Source organism: Sorangium sp. So ce295 (assembly GCF_051527405.1).
Classification (GTDB): Bacteria; Myxococcota_A; Polyangia; order Polyangiales; family Polyangiaceae; genus Sorangium; species Sorangium cellulosum_B.
Genome location: NZ_CP150324.1, coordinates 2,671,588 through 2,692,522, shown reverse-complemented (window position 1 = coordinate 2,692,522; position 20,935 = coordinate 2,671,588). Strand labels below are relative to the sequence as shown.

At 72.4% G+C, this 20,935-nt stretch carries 20 protein-coding genes; 4 read left to right on the top strand and 16 right to left on the bottom strand.

Annotation, left to right across the window (positions count from 1 at the left end; genetic code table 11):
* Positions 1-99 precede the first annotated feature (99 nt).
* From WMF11_RS10325 to WMF11_RS10270, 12 genes are read right to left on the bottom strand one after another with little or no spacing between them, the layout of a single operon-like run.
* Complete coding sequence (locus WMF11_RS10325; protein ID WP_437977329.1) at positions 100-1,110, bottom strand: hypothetical protein; 1,011 nt, start codon at positions 1,108-1,110, stop codon at positions 100-102.
* Positions 1,088-2,323 (bottom strand): hypothetical protein, encoded by a 1,236-nt coding sequence (locus WMF11_RS10320; protein WP_437977328.1) that lies wholly within the window; start codon positions 2,321-2,323, stop codon positions 1,088-1,090. The genes WMF11_RS10325 and WMF11_RS10320 overlap by 23 nt, the downstream gene beginning before the upstream one ends.
* A complete protein-coding gene (locus tag WMF11_RS10315) occupies positions 2,320-3,438 on the bottom strand; it encodes an ATP-grasp domain-containing protein (protein WP_437977327.1) in 1,119 nt (372 codons plus the stop codon). The genes WMF11_RS10320 and WMF11_RS10315 overlap by 4 nt, the downstream gene beginning before the upstream one ends.
* Positions 3,431-4,600 (bottom strand): ATP-grasp domain-containing protein, encoded by a 1,170-nt coding sequence (locus tag WMF11_RS10310; protein ID WP_437977326.1) that lies wholly within the window; start codon positions 4,598-4,600, stop codon positions 3,431-3,433. Before WMF11_RS10310 ends, WMF11_RS10315 begins: the two co-directional genes overlap by 8 nt.
* Before the next feature lie 2 nt (positions 4,601-4,602).
* Entirely contained in the window at positions 4,603-5,067 is a 465-nt protein-coding gene (locus tag WMF11_RS10305; protein WP_437977325.1) for a GNAT family N-acetyltransferase, read from the bottom strand.
* 2 nt (positions 5,068-5,069) lie between these two features.
* The gene (locus tag WMF11_RS10300; protein ID WP_437977324.1) at positions 5,070-5,864 is read right to left on the bottom strand and encodes a class I SAM-dependent methyltransferase; all 795 of its coding nucleotides are present in this window, start codon (positions 5,862-5,864) and stop codon (positions 5,070-5,072) included.
* Positions 5,861-6,388: a hypothetical protein gene (locus WMF11_RS10295; RefSeq protein ID WP_437977323.1), complete on the bottom strand. Its 528-nt coding sequence runs from the start codon at positions 6,386-6,388 to the stop codon at positions 5,861-5,863. The genes WMF11_RS10300 and WMF11_RS10295 overlap by 4 nt, the downstream gene beginning before the upstream one ends.
* Complete coding sequence (locus tag WMF11_RS10290) at positions 6,385-7,614, bottom strand: 3-isopropylmalate dehydratase large subunit (protein ID WP_437977322.1); 1,230 nt, start codon at positions 7,612-7,614, stop codon at positions 6,385-6,387. Before WMF11_RS10290 ends, WMF11_RS10295 begins: the two co-directional genes overlap by 4 nt.
* A gap of 1 nt (position 7,615) precedes the next feature.
* Complete coding sequence (locus tag WMF11_RS10285) at positions 7,616-8,749, bottom strand: homocitrate synthase/isopropylmalate synthase family protein (RefSeq protein WP_437977321.1); 1,134 nt, start codon at positions 8,747-8,749, stop codon at positions 7,616-7,618.
* An 18-nt stretch (positions 8,750-8,767) separates the two neighbouring features.
* Positions 8,768-10,096 (bottom strand): LLM class flavin-dependent oxidoreductase, encoded by a 1,329-nt coding sequence (locus WMF11_RS10280; RefSeq protein ID WP_437977320.1) that lies wholly within the window; start codon positions 10,094-10,096, stop codon positions 8,768-8,770.
* Entirely contained in the window at positions 10,093-10,506 is a 414-nt protein-coding gene (locus WMF11_RS10275) for a hypothetical protein (RefSeq protein WP_437977319.1), read from the bottom strand. Before WMF11_RS10275 ends, WMF11_RS10280 begins: the two co-directional genes overlap by 4 nt.
* Before the next feature lie 38 nt (positions 10,507-10,544).
* Positions 10,545-11,786: a radical SAM protein gene (locus WMF11_RS10270; RefSeq protein WP_437977318.1), complete on the bottom strand. Its 1,242-nt coding sequence runs from the start codon at positions 11,784-11,786 to the stop codon at positions 10,545-10,547.
* A gap of 240 nt (positions 11,787-12,026) precedes the next feature.
* On the opposite strand from WMF11_RS10270, the gene WMF11_RS10265 reads away from it, so the two are divergent.
* A complete protein-coding gene (locus WMF11_RS10265) occupies positions 12,027-12,446 on the top strand; it encodes a putative metal-binding motif-containing protein (RefSeq protein ID WP_437908234.1) in 420 nt (139 codons plus the stop codon).
* Positions 12,447-12,530: 84 nt separating this feature from the next.
* Here the strand turns inward: WMF11_RS10265 and WMF11_RS10260 are convergent, their stop codons facing one another.
* Complete coding sequence (locus WMF11_RS10260) at positions 12,531-13,964, bottom strand: hypothetical protein (RefSeq protein WP_437977317.1); 1,434 nt, start codon at positions 13,962-13,964, stop codon at positions 12,531-12,533.
* Between the two features lie 183 nt (positions 13,965-14,147).
* The gene (locus tag WMF11_RS10255) at positions 14,148-15,350 is read right to left on the bottom strand and encodes an SMP-30/gluconolactonase/LRE family protein (RefSeq protein WP_437977316.1); all 1,203 of its coding nucleotides are present in this window, start codon (positions 15,348-15,350) and stop codon (positions 14,148-14,150) included.
* A 218-nt stretch (positions 15,351-15,568) separates the two neighbouring features.
* On the opposite strand from WMF11_RS10255, the gene WMF11_RS10250 reads away from it, so the two are divergent.
* Entirely contained in the window at positions 15,569-16,549 is a 981-nt protein-coding gene (locus WMF11_RS10250) for a 2-dehydropantoate 2-reductase (protein WP_437910970.1), read from the top strand.
* A 12-nt stretch (positions 16,550-16,561) separates the two neighbouring features.
* On the opposite strand, the gene WMF11_RS10245 is transcribed toward WMF11_RS10250, so the two are convergent.
* Positions 16,562-17,218: a hypothetical protein gene (locus tag WMF11_RS10245; RefSeq protein ID WP_437908231.1), complete on the bottom strand. Its 657-nt coding sequence runs from the start codon at positions 17,216-17,218 to the stop codon at positions 16,562-16,564.
* A gap of 175 nt (positions 17,219-17,393) precedes the next feature.
* Here WMF11_RS10245 and WMF11_RS10240 point away from each other — a divergent pair, with 175 nt between their 5' ends.
* Complete coding sequence (locus WMF11_RS10240; RefSeq protein ID WP_437977315.1) at positions 17,394-18,503, top strand: multiheme c-type cytochrome; 1,110 nt, start codon at positions 17,394-17,396, stop codon at positions 18,501-18,503.
* Positions 18,504-18,651: 148 nt separating this feature from the next.
* On the top strand, positions 18,652-20,271 hold the full coding sequence (locus WMF11_RS10235; RefSeq protein WP_437977314.1) for a hypothetical protein: 1,620 nt from the start codon (positions 18,652-18,654) through the stop codon (positions 20,269-20,271).
* A 90-nt stretch (positions 20,272-20,361) separates the two neighbouring features.
* Here the strand turns inward: WMF11_RS10235 and WMF11_RS10230 are convergent, their stop codons facing one another.
* Entirely contained in the window at positions 20,362-20,766 is a 405-nt protein-coding gene (locus WMF11_RS10230) for a GFA family protein (protein ID WP_437908228.1), read from the bottom strand.
* Between the last annotated feature and the right edge of the window lie 169 nt (positions 20,767-20,935).

Genomic DNA, 20,935 nt, shown 5'->3' with positions numbered 1-20,935 from the left:
CCGGCCGCTCCGGGAGGGGCAGAACGAGCCCTGCACGACGTGGTCCGCGAGCTCCCGGCGCTGGCCGCCCTCGTCCGAGCGAGGCGCGGCGCACATCCATCATGGCGCAAAGGGGTCGTGCGCCACGGCGTAGGCCCCGTGCTCCGCGAGCGCCATCCCCTGCGAGTACTCGATGCCGTCGGCGAGCAACGCCCGCTGCAGCGTGGCTGACGGCTTCACGGGCAGCGCGCTGGCATCGAGACCCGGCCACTGCCGGAAACGCACGAGCAAGGACGCGCGCGCCGCGGCGGCGGCGACGTCGGGCCAGTAGGCATGCATCTTGGCGCCGCCGATCACGTCGACGTCGCCGAGCGCGCCCGCCAGCGCGACGTTCGTCGGGTTGTCGAAGACGTAGGCGTCGCGCCAGTCAGCCGCGGGCGCGAGCTCGCCGCCTTCGCCGAGCCGGCGCGCCGGCGCCGCGTCCATCAGCGCCGCGAGCCGCGCGCCAGGCGGCGTGCCCGCCGCGCGCTGCGCGCGCACGCTGGCGACGAGCCAGTCCAGCGGCAGGTACAACGTGCGCGCGGCGCGCGCGACGCCGGCGCGCCGTTCGTGGAACGCCATCATCAGCATGCACGACAGCGCGAGGTTCGCCGCGCGCTGCGCATGACGGTACGCCTCGCGGTCGAGCTCGCCCGCGTCCACCGGCGGCTCCCCGAGCGGCGGCCGGCTCGCGACGATCACGTGCTTGAGCTTCTTGTTGCGCGTGAACAGCGTCGCGCGCGCCAGCGCGCCGGCGTCGTTCAGGTACCAGTACGCGTACGGTCGCCAGCCGAGGTCGCCGAAGTTGTTGTGCGTCAGCATCAGACGCACGTGAAACAGCGCCGCGTCGCGCACCTGCAGGTGTCGCGCGTACCAGGCGACAGCCGCGCGCGGGAAGAAGACGTTGGGGCTGGCGTGCGGCATCGTGACCAAGAGCCGCGGCGCCTCGCAAAACGCCGCGAGCGTCGGCGCGTCCCAGCCGAGCAGCGCCGCCGTCGCCGCGGGCGCGCCGGGCAGCAGCGCCGCGGCGTCGGCGACGAGGCGCTCCGCCAAGCGCGCGCGCGCGTCCTCAGGCCGCAAGCGTGTCCCCATGCGTCGCGGCCTCTTTCCACCGCGGGGGCCGGTACAGCCACGCCAGGGCAAACGGCAGGACGCTCGCGCCCAGCGCCAGCAGGCTGGGGCCGACGCCCAGGCGGTTCACGAGAAAGCCGGCCGCCAGCGAGTAGCCCGCCTTGACGACCGACACCACCGCTGTGCGCGTCACGACGAAGCTGCCGACCTCGGACTCCGGCGGCACCTGGTTCGCCTTGACCTGCATGGACACGACGTGCGCCGTCGCCGCGGCGATCAGCGTCACGGCGAACACCAGCGCCAGCGCGGGGCGGAAGTCGAGCGACATCAGACCCGCGGCCGCCGCCATCATCGGCAGGCCGAAGGTCAGGACGCCGCGCATCGACAGGTAGCCGGCCGACAGCAGCATGCTGACACCGGCGCTCGCGACCAGGCAGGCCATGTTGACGAGCGAGAAGAAGCCGGCGTCGCCGCGGGCCACGCCGTCCGCGAAGGGCGCGAGGATGGCGTTGGCGAACTGCAGGCCGCCGCTGCTCGGCACCGAGAACAGCAGCACCGACAGCAGGCCCGGACCCAGCTGCAGCGCCGGTCGCGCCGGCGCCTGGCGCGGCCTCTCGATGACCGCGGCAGGCGCCTCGGGCCGCGCCATGCGGAGCGCCGTCAGCCCCGCGGCGCCATACGCGAGCGCCGCGAGCAGGAGCCCCCACGCCGTCAGCTCGGTGCTCAGGAAGACGCCGGCGAGCCCCGCGCCCGCCGTCTGAGCGATCAGCGTGATCGACGACTGCGCCGCCAGGAGGCGCGCGCCCGTCGCCTGGTCGAAGGCGCCGCGGACCACCCGGTGCACCGCCGACTTGTTCACCATCTTCGCGAGCGACAGCGCGACCTGCGCGACGCCCATGCCGACGAGCACCAGCGCCACGTCGGACGCTCGCCGCAGCACCAGCAGAGCCGGCAGCAGCGCGAACAGCGCCAGCGTCAGGTTGCTGAGGTGCAGGCGGTCGGCCGACGCCCCGCCGTCGGCGAAGCGAGCGAAGGCCAGCCCGAGCACCGCCGACGGCGCATAGCCGAGCACCAGCATCACGCTCACCAGGAAGGCGTCGTGCGAGAGCTGGAAGGTCGCCCATATCAAGATCACCGACTGCAGGCCCTCGGCGAACGCCGACAGCGCGGTGAACGCCTGCAACGTCAGGGCGCCGGATTGGCGCAGCCACGACGGCCCGCGCTGCGGCGTCATCGCGCGCCCGCCGCCCCGGTGAAGCGCTCGAGCAGCGCCCCCAGCGCGTGAGCGTCCGCCGCCTGGAAGTAAACGTGATGCGAGAAGTCGCACGAGCCGATCGCCGTCACCCCGCGCCGCACACGCTCGCGCAGCGGCTCGATCAGGTCGATGCCCGGCGACGCCGCCGGCGGGCCGGTTGCGTCGCCGACGACGCCGATGACGCCGCTGAAGCCGACGGCGCGCGGCGCCGCGGCGACGTCCACAGGCGCGCCGAGCTGCAGCTTGACGAAGGCGTCCCACAGGTCGACGCCGAAGCGGAGCGCGAGGGATCGCGCGACGCCGCCGCCCGCGGGCCGCAGCGCGACCTCGCCGATGAACAGCGCGCCGCCGCTCGCGAGTAGCTCGATGTGGAAGACGGCGTCGCGCACGCCGAGCGCCGCCAGCGCCGCGGCCGCCTTCGCGAGCGCCGGCGCGCGGCGCGGGTCGTCGTGCGGCAGGTGGATGCTGGCGCGCGTCGTCCCCACGGCAGCCAGCACCGGCCGGTCGTAGGTCGACGCGAACGCCGCGCGCAGCTCGCCGCCGAGGATCACGCCGTCGCAGTGCAGCTCGGCGTCGAGGCGCACCGCCTCCTCGACGAGGAGCAGCTCCCGCGCCTCGCTCTCGAGGTACGGGAGCGCCGCGACCGTCGGCATCCTCCGGACCCCGCGGCTCGACGAGCCGTCGAGAGGCTTCACGACCACCTCGGCCGGCAGCGCGCCGCCGCGCCGCGCTGCGGCCACGAACTCGCCGGAGAGCCAGCTGCCGACGGCCGGCGCGACGCTCGCGAGCCGTTGCCGCATGCGCCGCTTGTTGGTGCACTCGAGCGCCTGGTCGTAGCGCATGCCAGGCAGGCCGTAGCGGCTGCGCAGGAAGCCGGCGAAGGCGAGGTTGCTCTCGGAGGTGGCGAGCACGTGCGTGAACGGCGCGCGCGCCATGATCAGGTCGATCGCCGCGAGGCTCGCGGGCTCCGGCGCGAACGCGATCGCACCGTCGCCGCTCTCTCGGACGCGCACGACGGCGACGTCACCAAGGCGCGCGAGCGCCTCGTCGAACAGCGGCTTGCGCGTGTCGAGCACCAGGGCCGTCTTACCCATCGCGGCCGGCCTCGCTGAAGGTGATCAGGCGCTCGACCTCGCGCGCGAGCTGTCCGCCGCCGCGACCGCGCACCACAGCGTGCCCGACGCGGCCGTACAGGCCCGGACGAGCTGCCGTCGAGTCCGGATAGTCGAGCTCGACGAGGTCGAAGCGCCCTTCGAAATCGCGCCGCGTCAGCGGCCGCGCCGCGCACGCTCTCAGGTAGACGCCAGCGTAGCAGGTGTCCGGGATCCTTGCAGACACCGGTTGGCTCAGCGGTTTGCCCAGGGCGACGTCGAGCTGCGCCTCATACAGGTCGAAGCCGTACGTGTGCTTGACGATCTCCGGCACCAGCGTGCCGCCCAGGCGCGCCGCGCACTCGCTGAACACCAGGTCCTCGCCGTCGTCGAAGCACTCCAGGTGGAACACGACGTCCGGCGCGCCGAGCCGCCGCAGGCTGCGCGTGACGAGCTCGTGGGCGCGCTCGAACAGCCGCGGCGCCTCGGCGCGCGAGAGCACCTCGACCGCCATCGTCTTGCCCGTGCTCCACTGGATCATCGGCGTGCGGTAGCGCCCGACCGAATGGAACACGACGCGCCCGTCTTGCCACACGCCGTCGACGAACAGCTCCTCCCCCTCCAGCGCCGACTCGGCGACGAAGGCGACGTCCGAGCGCTTCGCCCCGCCGCTGTAGTGCATGTCGAGCTCGGCCTGGCTCGCGACGAAGCGCGTCTCCTTCGAGCCCGCGCCGTTCGACGGCTTGACCACGAACGGCGCGCCCAGCTGCGCCGCCAGCGCCGCGAAGTCCGGCTGGCGCGTCAGGTACACGCAGCGCGCGTGCGGCACGGCGTCGCCGAGCGCATGCTTCTGCAGGTACTTGTCGCGAAAGCACAAAAGGCGCGCGTAGCCGCGGTCGCCCGGCAGCCCCAGCGCGTCGCGCAGCACCGCCGCGCCGAACACGCCCTCGTCGTGGCCCGTGACCACGCCGGCGACATCGCCGCCGAACGACAGCGCGGCGCGGATGATCTCCTGCGCGTCTTCGAGCTCCGCGACCTTGCGCGTCGGCCAGTCGCCGGTCTCGCCCTTGTCCTTGTGGACGATGCACAGCGGCGTGTAGCCGCGCTTCACCACCGCCGCCGCCAGGCCCGCGCGATACCCGAGAACGATCACGCTCTTCTGCATCCTCAGTCCTCCAGGTCCAGCCGATAGATGTCGTGCGCGCCGCCGGCGGTGAGCTCCCCCTCGAAGCGGAAGCCGCGCCGCCTGAAGAAGCGCACGTTCTCCGCGAGCTCCCGCCGCACGGCGATGCGCACCGCGCGGCGGCCCGCCGCGCGCGCCTGCGCGGCCGCGGCCTCGACCAGCGCCCCGCCGTACCCGCGCCGCTGCCGGTCCGGCCGCACCGCGAGGTAGCTGAACGTCCAGAAGTCGTCCTCGCGCTCGCTCAGGACGCAGCCGACCACGTCATCGCCCGCCTCCAGCACGAGCCAGTCCGCCGCGCGGGCGGCGATCTCCGCCGGCTCCAGCCTCGACGCCGACGGCAGGAAGCGCGCGCGAAAGGGCATGTATGCCGCGGCCAACAGCGCGTGCAGCGCCGCCGCGTCGGCCGCGACCGCCGCCCGGATCGTCACGCCGCGCGCCGCCGCCTGCACGATCAGCCTCCGGCCCCCGCGCTCGCGACGCCGAGGAAGAGCTGGCTCTCGTACGGCACGTCGACCGCGCCGCCGGGCGCGTGCTGGGCCAGCAGCGCCGCCAGCCGCTCGGTGAACCCGTCACCGTGCGCCGCGATCGCGCGCTGCACCTGCGTCGACGAACGGCTCATCCCGACGAACGCCTCCGCCGGCATGTGCATCACCCACCGCGTCTCGGCGGCGACGACGACGTCGTACGAGCCGTCGAACACCGCGCGCAGCTCCGCCGCGTAGTCGATCGCGCGGTAGCGGCGGCTGTAGCCGGGGCTGAGCTCCTCGAGCAGCGACTCGTACGCGTCCAGGAACGCGCTGCGCGCGTAGTCGCGGTTGTTCTGCAGAATCGCCATGACGCCGCCGGGGCTCAGGCGCTCGCGCACCGCCGCCAGCACGGCCTCGCGGTCCATCCACTGCATCGCCTGCGCCGCGAGCACCACGTCCATGCGCGGCATCGTGCGCAGCACGTCCTCGGCGCGGCCCAGCAGCCAGGTGACCTGCGGCAGCTTCTCGCGGCCGGTCGCGATCATGTCGGCCGACACGTCGACGGCGTGGTAGCGGTGCGCGGGGCCGAGCTCGGCGATCAGCCCCTCCAGCGCGATCCCGGTGCCGGCGCCGATGTCGACGACGTCCAGCTGCGGCGCCGGCGCCGCCCACGGGCGGATCCCGCGCAGCAGCGCCGCCGGGTAACGCGGCCGGTGCTGGTCGTAGCCCTTCGCCAGCCCGTCGAACGAGCCCGACTTGACCAGGGGAACGGCGCTCATGGCGTGACTCCTCTCGGCGAAACCGGCGGCTCGGCGCCCTCGCTGCGCGCCAGCACGAACGGCAGGAGCCCGCCGGCGCGCAGCATCGCCAGCATCAGCTCCGACGGCGGCGCGAAGCGCGGCAGCTCGACGCCCTCGGCGACGAAGCAGCCGCCTTCGAGCCTGACGCCGAACATCAGGCCTTCGCTGAACCTCGCGGTGTCGACGACGATCGCCGGCAGCCCCAGGTTCCACGCGTTGCGGAAGAAGATGCGGCCGAACGCCGGCGCCAGCACCAGGGCGACGCCCTGCGCCTTCAGCGAGGTCACCGCCTGCTCGCGCGAGCTGCCGATGCCGAAGGTCGCGTCGCACACCAGCGCGTCGTTCTTCGCCAGCGTCGCGGCGAAGCCGGGGAAGCGGTTCGCGAAGACGTGCGGCGCCATCTGCGCAGGGTCGGTGTAGATGTGCTTGATGCGCGCCGGGATGATGTCGTCGGTCGAGATCTCGCCGCTGACGCGGCGCACGCGGTAGACGGTGTCGCTCATGGCAGCACCAGCTCCTCGACGGCCGGGAAGCGGCCATGCACGGCGATGTTGGCGGCGACGAGCGGCGACGCGAGGAAGATCTCCGCCTCGCGGTTGCCCATGCGCCCCTGGAAGTTGCGGTTCATGGTGGTGACGACGCGCTCGCCGTCGGCCGGGATGCTGCCCTGCGTGCCGACGCAGGCGCCGCAACCGGCGGGCGTGACCAGGACGCCGGCCCTGGTCAGCGTCTCGACGTACCCGAGGCGCAGCGCTTCGAGGTAGACCTTGCGCGAGCCCGGCGTCACGATGCAGTGCACGCGCGGGTGCACGGGGCGGTTGACGAACACCGCGGCGGCCTCGGCGATGTCTTCGAGGCGACTGTTGGTGCAGCTGCCGACGAACACGTAGTCGACCGGCTCGCCGGCGAGCTCGTCGAGGCCGACGGTGTTCGCCGGGTTGTGCGGCCTGGCGATGCGCGGCGTCAGGCCGCCGATGTCGAACCGCAAGCGGCTCTCGCCCGGCTCGATCGCCCGCATCTGCGCCGGCCGCCCGGGGCCGCCGGGCAGGAAGACGCACTTGGCGCCGAGCTCGACGCCCATGCTCGCCACCGTCGCCGCCGCGTCGGCCGACAGGGCGTGCGACCAGCTGCCGGTCCACTCGATCGATTTGTTGAGGAACGGCGCCTGCCCCATCGTGCCGAGCAGGTGCAGCATCACGTCCTTGGCGCGCGTCGCCTCGTGCGCCGTGCCCTCCACCTCGAGCCACACCGTCTCCGGCACGCGCAGCCAGGTCTTGCCCGTCACCATCGCGGCGACGATGTCGGAGGCGCCCATGCCAAGCGCCAGCGACTGCACCGCGCCGCCCGTGCAGGTGTGCGAGTCCGCGCCGAGCACGACGTTTCCCGGCTCGTACCAGCCCTCCTCCATGGCGATGACGTGACTGATGCCGGCGCCGCGGTGGAAGATGCGCGCGCCGAGCCGCTCGGCGAAGGCCATCGCCTCGCGCGTCCGGTCGGCGATCTGCTTCTCCGGGATGATCACCGAGTGGTCGAAGAAGAAGCCGATGCGCTCGGGATCCCACACACGGCGGATACCGTGCTCGCGGAACAGCCGGGCGATCGTCGGCGAATTCCCGTCCTGGATGTAGACGCGGTCGACGTCGACTGTGACGAAGTCGCCAGCGGCGACGCTCGATCCGCCGCCGTGAGCCGCGATGATCCGGTTGACCAAAGGCAGCGGGGCGGGCACCTCAGGCGCTCTCCGCCGTCTGGTGGTACAGCGCCGTCAGCGCCGCGGCGTCGACCTCACCGCCGCCCTCGACGGCGCGCGCCCGCGCCAGGTCGAGCACCTGGCCCAGGCGCTGCTCGTCAACGGCGACGCCGACCTGCTCCAGCACGTGCTTGATCACGGCGCGACCGCTGTGCTTGCCGACGACCAGGCGGCGCGTGCCGCCGACCGTCTCGGGCGAGATCGGCTCGAAGGTCCCGGCGTTGTTCAGCGTGCCGTTGGCGTGGATACCCGATTCGTGCGCGAAGACGTTATCGCCGACGATCGGCTGCCACGGCGTCAACGGGCGCTTGCACGCGTCGGCGACCAGCTGCGCGATCTTCTTCAGCTTGGTGGTGTCGATGCCGAGATCGACGCCGTAGAACTGCTTCAGGCCCATCACCGTCTGCGCCAGGTCCGGCATGCCGGCGCGCTCGCCGATGCCGTTGACGCAGACGTGGAAGTAACGCGCGCCCGCCTCCAGGCCGGCCAGCGTGTTCGCCACCGCCAGGCCGAAGTCGTTGTGGCAGTGCGTCTGCAGGTCGATCGCGGCGGCTTCCTTCACTGCCTTGACCCGGGCGGCGTACTGCGCGCTGTTGAGGATGCCGATGGTGTCCGACAGGCGCAGGCGGTCGGCCCCGGCGGCGGCGACGGCGGCGGCGTACTCCTGCAGGAACGGGATCTCCGTGCGGCCGACGTCCTCGGCGCTGATCGACACGAACATGCCCTTGTCCTTGGCGTAGCGCACCATGTCGTGCGCGGTCTGCAGGAGCCACCTGCGGTCCTTCTTGACGCTGTGGTCAAGGTGCACCTTGGAGGTCGGCAGGCCGATGTGCACGGCCTTGAAGCCGAGCCCGATCGACTCCTGGATGTCGCTCAGCACGCCGCGGTTCCATGCGACGAGCGTCACCTCGCCCTTGCGCTCGAGCATCTCCTTGAGCGCGAGCACCTCGTCGCCGCCCATGGCGGGGATGCCCGGCTCGATCCACCTCACGCCGGCGTCCACCAGCGCGTGGAAGATGGCCACTTTGGTCTTGCGCGAGAAGGCCACTCCGGGCGCTTGCTCGCCATCACGCAGGGTTGTGTCTTCGAGGATCAGGTTGTTCAGCAAAGTCATCTCCAATGGCTAAGGCGGTCAGCGCCGGGGCACGGGCCGGCGCAGGCCGAGCTTGTCGCGCAGGGTACCAGGGCGATATTCACGTTGCACGAGGCCAAGCCGCTGCAGCTCCGGCACGACCCCGTCGACGAACTCGTCGAGGCAGCCGGGCAGGCTGGGAGGCATGATGTTGAAGCCGTCGCAGGCGCCCGCCTCGAACCAGGCGGCGATCTGCTCGGCGACGCTGCGGTACGAGCCGACGAACACGCAGTGGCCGCGCGCGATGATCATCTTGTCGCACACTTCTCGCAGCGTCCGGCGGCCGCCGTCGGAGATGCGCTCGATCAGCTCGCGGCGGCTGCGGTTACCGTTGGACGGCGGCAGCGGCGGCATGGGCTTGTCGAGGTCGCAGCCGGACAGGTCGAAGCCGCCGACCAGGTCCGACAGCATCTGCACGGCGAAACGCGGATGCACGAGCGAGTTGAGCGTGCGCAGCTTCGCCTGGGCCTCCTCGTCGGTCTTGCCGATGAACGGGCAGAGGCCCGGCATCACGTGGATGTGCGGGTTGAGGCGCTGGTACCGCGCGGCGCGCTCGAGCAGGTCGCGGCGAAACTCGACGGCGGGCGCGATCTCGGGCTGCGCGGTGAACACGACCTCGGCGGTGCGCGCGGCGAGGTCGCGGCCGGCGTCGGACGAGCCGGCCTGCACGAGCAGCGGATAGCCTTGCGGCGAACGCGAGATGTTGAGTGGCCCGCGCACGCGGTAGAACTCGCCCTCGTGGTGGATCGGGTGGCAGCGATCTGGGCGGTAGAAGACGCCGCTCGCCTTGTCGCGCGGCAATGCGTCGTCGTCCCAGCTGTCCCATAGGCCGGTGACGACCTTGAAGGCCTCCTCGGCGCGGCGGTACCGCTCGGCGTGGTCGGGGTGCGCGGCGAAACCGAAGTTGTGCGCGGCGATCGCCTTCGACGAGGTCACCACGTTCCAGCCGGCGCGCCCGCCGCTGAGGTGGTCGAGCGAGGCGAACTCGCGCGCGAGCTTGTACGGGTGCTCGTAGGTCGTCGACGCGGTCGCGACCAGGCCCAGGTGCTGCGTGTGCATCGCCAGGGCCGACAGCAGCGTCAGCGGCTCGAACACCGCCACGCGCGCGCCATAGCCCTCGCGGTCGTCCTGGAACACCGACGGCGTGTCGGACAGGAACATGAAGTCGAAGCGGCCGCGCTCGGCGGTCTGCGCGAGGCGCATATAGTGCGCGGGGCTCTGGGCGCCGTCGGCCGGCGTGCCGGGCAGGCGCCAGGCGGCCGGGTGGTGGCCAGTGCCGTAGGACAGGTAGGCGCCCAGCAGCAGGCGCCGCTCGTGCTGCGCGCTCAAGAAGGGCGGCTCCAGCTGTGCACGTCCAGCACCGCGATCTCGGGCAGCCCGCGCGAGGTCGAGCCGGTCAGCGAGCTCGACCAGCCGCCGTCGAGCTCGCGCTCGACGCCGTCGTCGCCAGGGCCCCTGGTACGATCGGCGATGATCGCGGAGCGCGGGTTGTGCGCCTCGATGAAGAGCAGGAAGGGTTTGCGGGCAACGAGAGATCGGAGCGACATCAGGGGCTTCCTGGGGTTGGGATCATGGTACCATGGCCACAGTGTCGTGACGCTTCCGTTCGCATCGCGGAACGGAGCAGTCGCGGCGCTGGACGTTTCATCGGCCTTCAATTCTTCACGTGCGGCGTGTCGGCCGGGTTTGGCGTCAGGGGAATGGCGCTGCAGGCTCAACTCACCTTCAACCGTTTTCACGTAGGAGCGCCTCGGTTCATCCCGGAACCTTGGCAAACTCAGCTCGATGGCCGCGGCTTGCGCGTGAGCTGGACGAGCCGCTCCGGGGAATCGAGCCCGGGATCGGGGCCGTCGAGATCCTCCAGCACGAGCTCGAACAGCCCGTTGTCGAACGGCCTGCCCGCGGCCGGCGCGGCGGGGACGAGGCGCTCGCGCTTGCCCTGCGCGGCCAGCGTGCGCGCGCGGAAGTGGCAGTACGGGTTGTTCCCCGGCCGCCCGAAGAGCGCGTGCGCCGTGAAGGTGCACCCGCCCATGCACACCTCCGCGAAAGCGCAGCTCCGGCAGAAGCCCCAGAGATCGTCGGCCGTGCGCGCCCGCGCGAACGCGAGCCGCGGCGCCTCGTCCCAGATCTCCTGGAGCGCGCGCCCGCGCAGGTCGCCGCCCACGTAGGCGTCGCTCTGGAGCGACGGGCAGCCCTTCACCGCGCCGTCGGACTCGATCCCCAGCACCAGCTTCCCGGCCTGACAGCCGCGAAAGTGGTCGCGGCCGCCCTCGCGCAGCGAGCGCAGGAGCGCCTCCTCCGGGCCGAAGTAGCCCAGGTTGTTGCCGGGCATCACCGTGATCCCGTCCCGGAAGGCCCGCCGCTTCAGCTCGGCGATGCGCGGGAGCACGTCGAGCAGATCGTAGGGCTGGAGCAGCATCGCCGGCCGGTCGGCCGCGCGGCCCAGCGCCGCGGTGATCTGCACCTGCCACGCCTTGATCCCCTGCTCCCGGAGCAGGTCGTAGAGCGCCTCGAGGTCGCCCTGGTTCACCCGGTTGAGGTTGGTGTTGGCCGCGGTGAGCAGCCCCGCGCCCCGGAGGTGCCCGAGCGCCGAGCGTGCGCTCCGGTGGCTGCCCGGGGCCTTGCGGATGAGGTCGTGGGCGCGCTCCAGCCCGTCGACGCTGACCGAGACGCTGTGCAGGCCGGCCTCCTTCATCTGCGCCGCGATCTCCGCCGTGATCCCCCGCCCTCCGGTGGTCATGGTCGGCCGCACGCCCGCGGCCTTGAGCGCCGCGATGATCTCCAGAAAGCCGTCGTGCAGGTAGGCCTCGCCGCCGATGAGCACCACCTCGCGCGCGCCCATCGCCGCGAGCTGCTGCACCACGCCCAGCGCCTCCTCGGTGCCGAGCTCCGAGGGCCGCGCGGCCCCTGCCCTGGAGCCGCAGTGCCGACAGGGCTGATCGCAGCGGAGCGTCAGCTCCCAGACGACGTACGCCGGGAAGTACTCGCCGGGGACCACATCGAGACGGCGCAGCGCCATGCCGGAGCCTACCGCGAACTCCGCCGCCGGCTCCTGCTCTCCAACGCCCTTTCGATCGCGCGGGGGATGGAGGGTGCGTGCGCACGCGCACGCGCACGCCGGGCCGCTGCGCCATTCCCCTTCATTTTCCTTGCGCGTCGCCGAGGCGCCTTGACATAGAATGGGACGGTTTGACCTCCCTGGCTCGGCCTTCCGGGGCGCGCCAGGCCTCGGCCCCATGGCCCAAAGGCGGAGATCCTCATGCTCACCCTCGGCGCTTGTCCTTGCTGCGATGGTTTCCTGCCTCCCGGCGCTTCCGCCTGCCCGCATTGCGGCGCGACGCCCACGGCCGAGCGCGCCAGCTGCGCGCAGGCGCGCCACGGGATCGCGGGCCGGCTGCTCGCGGCGGCGTCGGGCGGCATGATGGCTGTCACGCTGATGGCCTGCTACGGCATGCCCCCGTGCGACGAGCCCGCGACCGACAGCGACGGCGACGGCTACCAGGCGACGTGCGAGGGCTACGGGCCCGAGGAGGACTGCGACGACGGCAATCCGGACATCCACCCCGGCGCGACGGACGTGGCAGGTGACAGCATCGATCAGGACTGCAGCGGCGACGACACCCCGCTCGGCACCGGCGGCGCGGGAGGCGGCGGAGGCGGCGCTGGCGGCGCCTCCTGACAAATCCCCTCACTTTGTTGGCATTTTAACGAGAAATTAAACAGGGAGACGGGGAGACGGGGAGACGGGGAGATTGATGGGATTTCACTCCCCGCCTCCCCGCCTCCCTGTGAACTTTCCCGAAAACGGAGCCGCCGCCCATTCGGACAACACACGGCGGACGCGCTCGAGATATCCCTCCTCGCGCACGATCTCCTGGTATCCCGGCACCGCGCCGACCCACTCCCGCATACGCACGTTCGACGCCTCGGTGAGGTACATCGTGGGGAGCCCCATGAGCGCGGGCCCATCCATGCCTGCGGTCGTGACGCCGAGCTGGCCGACGAGGCCGTGAGTTCGCTTCAAGTGCTCGAAGAACTGCAGCTGCGCCCGGCGCATGTCGAGCTGCCGGAAGGTCGGGTCCTTCCAGAAGAGCGTCATGTCGACCGCGCCGTCGGGGACCTGTGCGTCTCGAAGAGCGTCGCCGGTCAACACAGGTACGAGCCCCGCACGTTGAACGAGGTCCGTCAGCTCCAGGAGCTCGGCGAGCGTCGTGTTGCGGTGCGGGTGGTGGACCCCCTCGCGGATCCAGAGCAGCACCTTCTTCCGGCGTGACGCTCCCGCCCGCGCTTCCGCGAGCCTGCGATCGACCCAGGCGATCACCGATCCCGGAATCGGCGCGTCCGCCAGAAACGCTGCGCGGAGTCTCCCCTGGGCGGAAAACGGATCGGCCTTGAAGGCGCGCGCGACGATCTCCGTTGTCTGCTTCATCGCGCGCGGGCGCGAGCGGTACGCCTGAAGGTGATCGCTCAGGCCTGCATCGCGGAGAAACGCCTCGGCTTGCGCCGTTCCCGCTTTGCCTGGCTCGACCTGGATCGCCGCGCCCGCGAGGACGGCGGCCGCGGCGACGTACCACCCCTCGCCGAACGAGAAGCCGCCGTCGGTGTGGAATGTATACGCGTGGTTTCGCTCCTCGATGATCCTGCGCGCCGCGCGGGCGGCGACCTCGGCCTCGTGAGCCGCCGCGCGCGCCGCGCGGGCGACCTTTGACCGCGGAGAGCCGTCCTCGAGCTCCGAGGCGCTCATCGCGGCCGCGCGGGCCGAGGCCTCTGCGCCGGCCACGATCGCCTCCACGCGCCGCCAGCCGTCGTCGCAGGCGTCGCGCGTCGGCGCGCGCTGCGCGCTCAACGAGAGCTGGCCCGCGCCGTGGAGAGCGTCTGCCGCCCGCGCCGCATGGGCCCTCGCCAGCGTCGAATGGGCGCCCATCGCCGTCGCGAGGATTCGCTCTCTTCCCGCCGCGACCTCATGTTCCTGGAGGGCAGCGCGCTCCTGCTCGGCGGCGGCCAGCGCGCGATCCGCCTGCTCGATCGCGCAGTCGAGCAGACGCCGGTAGCGCTCGCGCTGCCCCGGCGCGTGCAGCGTGGTCGCCAGGGCGAGCGCGGCGCCGAGACTGCATTCGGCGTCGCGCTCGATGTGCTGTGCGGCGAGCGCCTCGGCGACAACCACTCCCATGCACACCGGCTCGAGTCCCTCGATCATCGTGACCTACGCCGGACCGCCAGACCGGTCAAGCGCTGTCGCCCGCGGGGTGTTCCGCGTCGGTCAATCCATCGCGGATTTCCTGGACTTCATGCTCGCACGCGAGGACAAGCCGCCGGACGCTCGCGGCCAAAGCGCCGGCGCGGCCGAGCACCGGCGGTCTGCGTCCAGCGAGAGCGAGGTTCAGTAGGGGTATCCGGGGATGTTCATCTCCATCGCATAGAGCGACGCGCCCGCCGTGATGTAAAGGGTCTTTCGATCGGCCCCGCCGAACGCGACGTTCGACACCTCGCCCAACCCCGTGATCTTGCCGACCCTCGCGCCGCTCGGCGCGACGATCTCGATGCCCTCACGCCACGCGATGTAGACATTGCCCGCGCAGTCGACGCCCATTCCGTCGGCCTTCGGCAGGTTCGCGGCGAAATCGGACGAGGCGCCGGGCGCTCCGTCGGCGCTCAGCGTATAGCGACGGATCCGGCCGGGGGTGAACTCGGTCACGTACAGCACGCTCTCGTCCGGCGAGAGCGCGACGCCGTTGGGGGTCTCCAGCGTGCCGATGAGGCTCACCGCGCCGGACGGGGACACGCGGTAAGCTGCTGTCGGCAGCTCCGGCCTGCCGCTGCTGAGCTGAAAATCGGGATCGCTGAAGTAGACGTTGCCGTCGCTCCGCACGACGACATCGTTCGGGGAGCTGAACCGCTTGCCCATGTACGACCCGGCGACCTCGCGCCGCGCCTTCGTGCCGAGATCGAACACGGAGATGCTGCGCGTATCGTGGGTACATGCGATGAGGTTCCCGTCGCTGTGGAGGCTCAGCCCGTTCGTCCCGCTGTTCTCGACGAACACCTCGAACGCGCCCGGCGGCGTGAGCCTCTGGATCTTCGCCTGTGGACCGTTGAGGGGCGGAGAGTTCTGCGCCTGCAGGTTGATCTCCGAGAAGAACAGCGCCCCGAGCTCGGCGACCCAGACAGGGCCCTCGACGTACGTGAACCCCCCTCTCACCAGCTGCGCCCTGCCGTTCGCCGGCACCGGATCGGCCGCGTACGGGCCGCCCGGGCAGACGACCGACACGTCATCACCGCCGCCCGCCCCGGCCCCGCCCGCCCCGGCCCCGCCGCTGCCGCTGCCGCTGCCGCTGCCGCTCCCCGTCTCGTCGCCCCCGCTGCCGCTCGTCGCCGCAGCGCTGCTCGCCCCCACGCTGCCCGCGCTGGTGCCGCTGGAGCTCGTGGCGCCCACGCTGCCCGTGGAGCCGCTCGACCCGCCAGCCCCAGCGCCGCTGGAGGATCCGCCCCCGCCCTCCGACTCGAGCGGGTCGTCGCCGCCGCCACAGCCATTCGCCGCAGCGAACACGATCCAAGAAACGAAGAGCGAGTACCTGACCTTCATAAGCAAGTGCCTCCAAGCGCGCCCGGATGGTGTGCCGATCGGGCACGCTCATCTTCGTCAGCTCGCCTCGCGCCGCAAGAGCCAGGTGGCCGAGCGGCACAGCGCCTCGAACGCGCGCTCCGCGCAGGCCAAGGACCGGCACGACGCGGTGCGCCGTGAACGGCGGCGGCGGGCGAGGAGGCAACCGGCGGTCTGCGACGATAGGATGCGGAGACACCATGAAAATTGCGGTTTACGGCTTCGGATCCATCGGCGGTTTGCTCGGCGCCCGGCTGGCCAGGGCCGGCTGCGACGTCAGCGCCGTCGCGCGCGGAGAGAACCTCGCCGCCTTGCAGAAGCGCGGCCTGCTGCTGCAAGGCAAGGGAGAGATCACCCGCGTGCCGATCCGCGCCGCAGAGGATCCGGCCGCGCTCGGCGCGCAGGACGTCGTGATCATCGCGGTCAAGGCCACCGCGCTGGCCGACGTCGCGGCGCGCATCGCTCCGCTGCTCCGCGAGGACACGATCGTCGTCCCCGCGATGAACGGCGTACCGTGGTGGTTCTTCGCCCCCGAGAACGTGCCGTATGCCGGCGCCCGGCTCCAGTCGCTCGACCCGGGCGACGTCGTGCCGCGCGCCATCCGGCTCCGCCAGGTGGTCGGCTGCGTCGTGCATCTGTCGGGTTCCAGCCCGGAACCGGGGATGGTGCGCGTCGGCCTCGGCAACCGCCTGCTCCTCGGCGAGCCGGCCGGCGGACCTTCTGACCGGGTGGGCGCGCTTGTCGAGCTGCTGCAGCGCGCCGGCTTCGAGGCCGAGGCCAGCGCCGAACTCCGGACCGACATCTGGTACAAGCTGTGGGGCAACATGACGATGAACCCGGTGTCGGTGCTCACCGGGGCGACGTGCGATCGGATACTGGATGATCCGCTGGTGCGCGGCTTCTGTCTTCAGGCGATGCAGGAAGCGGCGGCGATCGGCGAGAGGATCGGTTGCCCGATCGCGCAAAGCGGAGAAGACCGGATGGAGGTCACGCGCCGGCTCGGCGCGTTCAAGACATCGATGCTCCAGGACGCGGAAGCCGGCAAGTCGCTGGAGATCGACGCGCTGGTGACCGTGGTCCACGAGATCGGCAAGCTGACCGGCGTACCGACGCCGACCATCGACGGCTTGCTCGGCCTCGTGCGCCTGTGCGGCCGCACGCGCGGCCTGTATGCCGGATGATCCAAGCGTCGCTCAGGGCCGGGCTCCACCGCAGTCGCCCGGACAATTGCAGTCGTTCTCACCCGCGCCGCAGGCGCCGTCGCCGCATCTCGCGCAGAGGTGCGCGTCGGGCGCCGTGGTCACGCACGCGCCGTCGACCCGCGCCATGCTCGCGATGGGCGTGAGACCCGGGCAACAGGTCGTGAACGACTTGCTCGACGCCATCCCTCCCTCGCCCGAGCAGCGCGACGCGAGCGCTGCGCACGAGCCGTCGGCTTGCTGGACATACCCGGGCAAGCAGTCGCACTGCGGCCGCCGGGGGCGCAGCACCGGCACCGTGCCGGCCGGGCCTCTCGGCCCGAGCTGAACTGTAGCCGCCGCCGGAGACGGCGCCGGCGCAGCGCCGCCCGGGCTCGCCGGCGGCGGGGGGCTGGCTCCCTCCGGCCCCGCGGGAGGCGTGGCGATCTTGCCGTCCGGCGTCTGGGACTCGATCGGGATCCAGTCGACGATCTGGCCGTCCGGCGTGACCGTGGTGGCCACGACGTGCTCGCGGGGAGGTCGCGGCGTTCCCCCCGGCGCGCAAGGGTTGTCAGCGCCCGGGTGAGGGGGATCCGCCGGGTCGGGCCCCCTGGCGGCGCAGGCCGCGGCGAGGAGCAGCAGGGGGCACAGGAACGGAGCAAGCGCGTGCATGGGCAGGAAACACGGGAGCCCGCGGGATCTTACGGCGCCACGCCGCCTGCGGTGGCGGAACGGCCCGAAAGGAGGCAGAGCGGCCGGCGTCGCGCGGAGGCCTCGGAGATGACGCAGCGTCGGGGGTGTTGTAGCTGCAATCTTCGCTGTGCAGCGCTGTGTACCTGGCCTCGGCTTGCTGATCGCGGGCGCGTGCGCTGCCGCGCCGGACGCGCCTGCGCGGCCGACAGGTGACGTCGAGGCGCCCGCCGGCGGCGCCCTGCCTGGAGCCCCGGAGGTGGCGCGGGTGCCCATGCCGAGGCCGGCGCGGGCGCGGCTCGAGGCGGCGGTGAGCGCGAACCAGGCCTGCGAGGGGTGCCACGAGGAGGTGGCGCGGGAGTGGCGCGCGTCGCTCCACCACCGGGCGAACACCGAGCCGGCCTACCGGCGGGCGTTCGCGATCGAGCCGATGCCGTTCTGCCGGGCCTGCCACGCGCCCGAGGCGAGGCCGGAGGAGCCAGAGCCGGAGGCGCTCGGGGCGCTCGGGGTGGGGTGCGTGACGTGCCACGTGACGACCGACGCCGAGGGTGAGCTCGCAAGGCAGGCGGTGGCGCCGGTGCTCGCGGCGCCGTGGGCGGGGCGCGGGGCGCCGCCGGCGGCGCCGCACGCGGTGATCCGGGACGCGCGGTTCGGGGGCGCGGACGCGTGCGCGGCCTGCCACGAGTTCGCGTTCCCCACGGCGCGAGGGCGGTCGGCCGCGGAGCTGATGCAGTCGACCGTCCTCGAGCACCGCGCGTCGCCGGCCGCCGACCAGCCCTGCGCGGCGTGCCACATGCCCCGCGGGCCGGGGGGGCGGCGCGGCCACCGGTTCGCGGGATCGCGGGACGAGGCGCTCGTGCGGAGCGCCGTGGCGGTGACGGCGCGGCGGCTCTCGGCGACGCGCGTGGCGGTGACGCTCGCGCCCGCGAACGCGGGGCACGCATTTCCGACGGGGGATCTGTTCCGGAGGCTCGAGGTGTCGGCCGAGGCGCTCGGGCCCGACGAGCTCGTGCTGGGGCAAGCGGAGCGCTACCTGACGCGGCATTTCGCGCTGCGGCCCGGGGCGATCGGGCGGAAGCTCGTGGCCGACGATCGGGTGCACGCGGAGCCCCTGACGGTGGAGCTCGACGTCGGGGCCGCCGGCGAGGGGCGCGCGATCGCGTGGCAGGTGGCCTACCAGCGGGTGGCGCACCCGAACGGGGTGGACCTGCGCGACGCGGAGATCGAGGGCGAGATCCGGGTCGCGTCGGGGAGGCTCGCGCCATGAGCGAACGAGGGATCGGCGCGAGGGGAAGCAGCCCGGCGTGGCGAGCGGTCCGGGGTGGTAAGCGGCCGGGCAGCCGGCGTGTCGAGGATGAGAGCACGGGAGCGCGGCGCGGCAGTGCGGCGCGGCCGTGCCTGGAGGAGGACGAGCGATGATCGGGCGACGGACGTGGTGGGGGCTGGGCGGGCTCGTGATGGCGATGGCAGGGTGCGGACCTGCGCCTGCGCCGCAGGCCGCGGACGGGCCGCGCGCGGAGGCCGCGACGCAGGGGCCGGGCGCGGCACGCACGGCGGGCACATCGAGCACCGCCGGCGCGCCGGGCGCGGCGGGCGGGGTGAAGGCGGACGAGGCGGCGAAGCCGGCGCCGCCGCCGAAGTCGGCGTTCGCGCCGGTGGCGCAGATCCCGGAGGAGGTCGAGCTGCGGCTTCACCCGGTGGAGGGGGCGCTGCTCGTGTCGACCTCCAACCTGACGATGCTCGAGGGGGAGCAGGAGGCCGTGGCCGCCGCCGTCGGCGTGCTGAAGGACGGGAAGATCGAGTTCCCGAAGCGGCTGCACCTGCCGGGGTGGTGGGTGTCGGTGATCGGCGTCCACGGGCGCTATCCCGACCAGCTCGACCTGATCGCGACAGGCACGACGGGCCGCACCGGCGTCGCCGAGCACTACGCGCTGGGGCCGAAGGGCTGGGTGCAGCGCGTGAGCGACGCGGGGCAGTGGTTCACCGGGGTGGCGAGCATGGGCAGCTCGCTCGTGGGGCTGGTGGGGCCGACGATGATCGGCCCCTCGAGGTTCGTCACGCTGCGCGGGCCCAGGGTGGGACTGACGATCACGCCGGCGCCCAGGAAGGGAGAGTGCCGCGGGTTCGACTTCGAAGGGGCATCGCGTTACTCGGAGACCGAGGTCCGCCCGGAGGCATTCGGGGCGACGCGCGATGGGACCGCGCTGAGCTACGGGCTCGACTGCAAAGGGGAGAGCGCCCTGGAGATCTGGAAGCCTGGCGAGAGACGCTCGACCATCCTGCCCATCCCGGCGCCGTTCGATGAGAAGGCCGACGATGTGCGCAAGTTGATCCTGCCGGGCCCCGGCGACGGCGAGGCGTGGATCGTGGACGGGGGCGTGCTCCGCTACCAGGGCGGGGAGGTGAAGAAGATCGACCCGCCGGCGAAGGGCGCGCGCGTGCTCACCGCGTCGGCGGCGCCGGACGGGACGCTGTGGGCGCTCGCGGACGGCGCGCTGTTCGCGCGCAAGGGCGATGCCTGGGAGCAGGCGCCGCTGCCCGACGGGGTGAAGGCCCGCGACGTGGCCGTGGGGAGCGACGGGGCGGTGTGGGTCGCGGCCGGCGGGGCGATCCTGAAGCACGGCGGCGCCGGCGAGGCCGCGGGCGCGGCGCCCGGGAGCATCCAGCTCCAGAAGGGGCCGCCGCCGAAGCCCAGGGAGAACCGGACCTTGCCCAGGCCCGGCGGGCCGAAGTGCCCGCAGAACCTCGTGGTGCTCTACACGTTCAGCAAGACGGCGCCAGACGACTACGACTTCCCGCTGACGCGCAAGGCGCTCAAGGGACGCACGGAGTTCTCGCCAGCGCGCTTCGTGGTGACGCGCGACATGGGACAGCGCTTCTTCGCCGCGTTCGTGCCGACCTGGGATCTCGCCAAGAAATTGGAGGAGCGGATCAAGACCGATGTGCAGGGCTCGACGCCGCAGATCGTGTGCGCCACGCCGGAGGTGGTGCGGGAGCTCAAGCTGGATCTGAAGACGGGAGAGGTCGCGAAGTAAGACGGGTGAAGACGGCGCGGCCGGGGCGCCGGCGTGCGGCGGCGCCTCCGTCGAGGGGCCTCCGTCCGCCGCAGCCAGCGGCGGCGCCGTTCACAGGTGCCGGGTCTCTCCCGGCGGCGTGCCCCAGTCGTTGTTGCGTCCGTCGGCGTACCGGATCGGCGCGGAGACGAGCTCCGCGAGATCCACGTCGTCCAGGGAAGCGAGCTGGACCGCCACATAGTCGCCGCCGATCGCCTCGACATATCCGCGCCCGAACGACCGCACGCCGCAGTGTCGACAGAACAGGTGGTGCCCGGCCTTCATGCCGAACTGGTAGTCGCTCAGCGCGTCCTCACCCGCGAGCAACCGGAACGCGTCCGGCTTGAGGATCACGTTCCAGTTTCTCGTCTTGGTGCAGATAGAGCAGTTGCACTTGTTGGTTCCAGCGCTCAGGTCGATGTCGGCCTCGAAGCGGACCGCGCCGCAGTGGCAGCTCCCTGAATAGGTCTTCTTCATGTGCAAACCTCCTGGCAGGACGGGCGTTCGCGTTCGAACGCGCGACCACCTGAAGGCCTGACGGTACCCGAATCCGCGCCGGCGGGAGCCCCCTTCGAAGCGCCGCCGCGCGGTCTGGAGGCGCGCCGCGCCGGCGGCGCCGGGGCGTCCTTCAGCCGAGCCGCGGGTT

Coding starts and splice junctions, on each gene's coding strand:
- WMF11_RS10250 (WP_437910970.1), top strand. CDS start 15,569: ATGAAAATTGCGGTTTACGGCTTCGGATCCATCGGCGGTTTGCTCGGC.
- WMF11_RS10315 (WP_437977327.1), bottom strand. CDS start 3,438: ATGGGTAAGACGGCCCTGGTGCTCGACACGCGCAAGCCGCTGTTCGAC.
- WMF11_RS10265 (WP_437908234.1), top strand. CDS start 12,027: ATGCTCACCCTCGGCGCTTGTCCTTGCTGCGATGGTTTCCTGCCTCCC.
- WMF11_RS10310 (WP_437977326.1), bottom strand. CDS start 4,600: ATGCAGAAGAGCGTGATCGTTCTCGGGTATCGCGCGGGCCTGGCGGCG.
- WMF11_RS10325 (WP_437977329.1), bottom strand. CDS start 1,110: ATGGGGACACGCTTGCGGCCTGAGGACGCGCGCGCGCGCTTGGCGGAG.
- WMF11_RS10255 (WP_437977316.1), bottom strand. CDS start 15,350: ATGAAGGTCAGGTACTCGCTCTTCGTTTCTTGGATCGTGTTCGCTGCG.
- WMF11_RS10300 (WP_437977324.1), bottom strand. CDS start 5,864: ATGAGCGCCGTTCCCCTGGTCAAGTCGGGCTCGTTCGACGGGCTGGCG.
- WMF11_RS10260 (WP_437977317.1), bottom strand. CDS start 13,964: ATGATCGAGGGACTCGAGCCGGTGTGCATGGGAGTGGTTGTCGCCGAG.
- WMF11_RS10320 (WP_437977328.1), bottom strand. CDS start 2,323: ATGACGCCGCAGCGCGGGCCGTCGTGGCTGCGCCAATCCGGCGCCCTG.
- WMF11_RS10235 (WP_437977314.1), top strand. CDS start 18,652: ATGATCGGGCGACGGACGTGGTGGGGGCTGGGCGGGCTCGTGATGGCG.
- WMF11_RS10285 (WP_437977321.1), bottom strand. CDS start 8,749: ATGACTTTGCTGAACAACCTGATCCTCGAAGACACAACCCTGCGTGAT.
- WMF11_RS10270 (WP_437977318.1), bottom strand. CDS start 11,786: ATGGCGCTGCGCCGTCTCGATGTGGTCCCCGGCGAGTACTTCCCGGCG.
- WMF11_RS10230 (WP_437908228.1), bottom strand. CDS start 20,766: ATGAAGAAGACCTATTCAGGGAGCTGCCACTGCGGCGCGGTCCGCTTC.
- WMF11_RS10295 (WP_437977323.1), bottom strand. CDS start 6,388: ATGAGCGACACCGTCTACCGCGTGCGCCGCGTCAGCGGCGAGATCTCG.
- WMF11_RS10245 (WP_437908231.1), bottom strand. CDS start 17,218: ATGCACGCGCTTGCTCCGTTCCTGTGCCCCCTGCTGCTCCTCGCCGCG.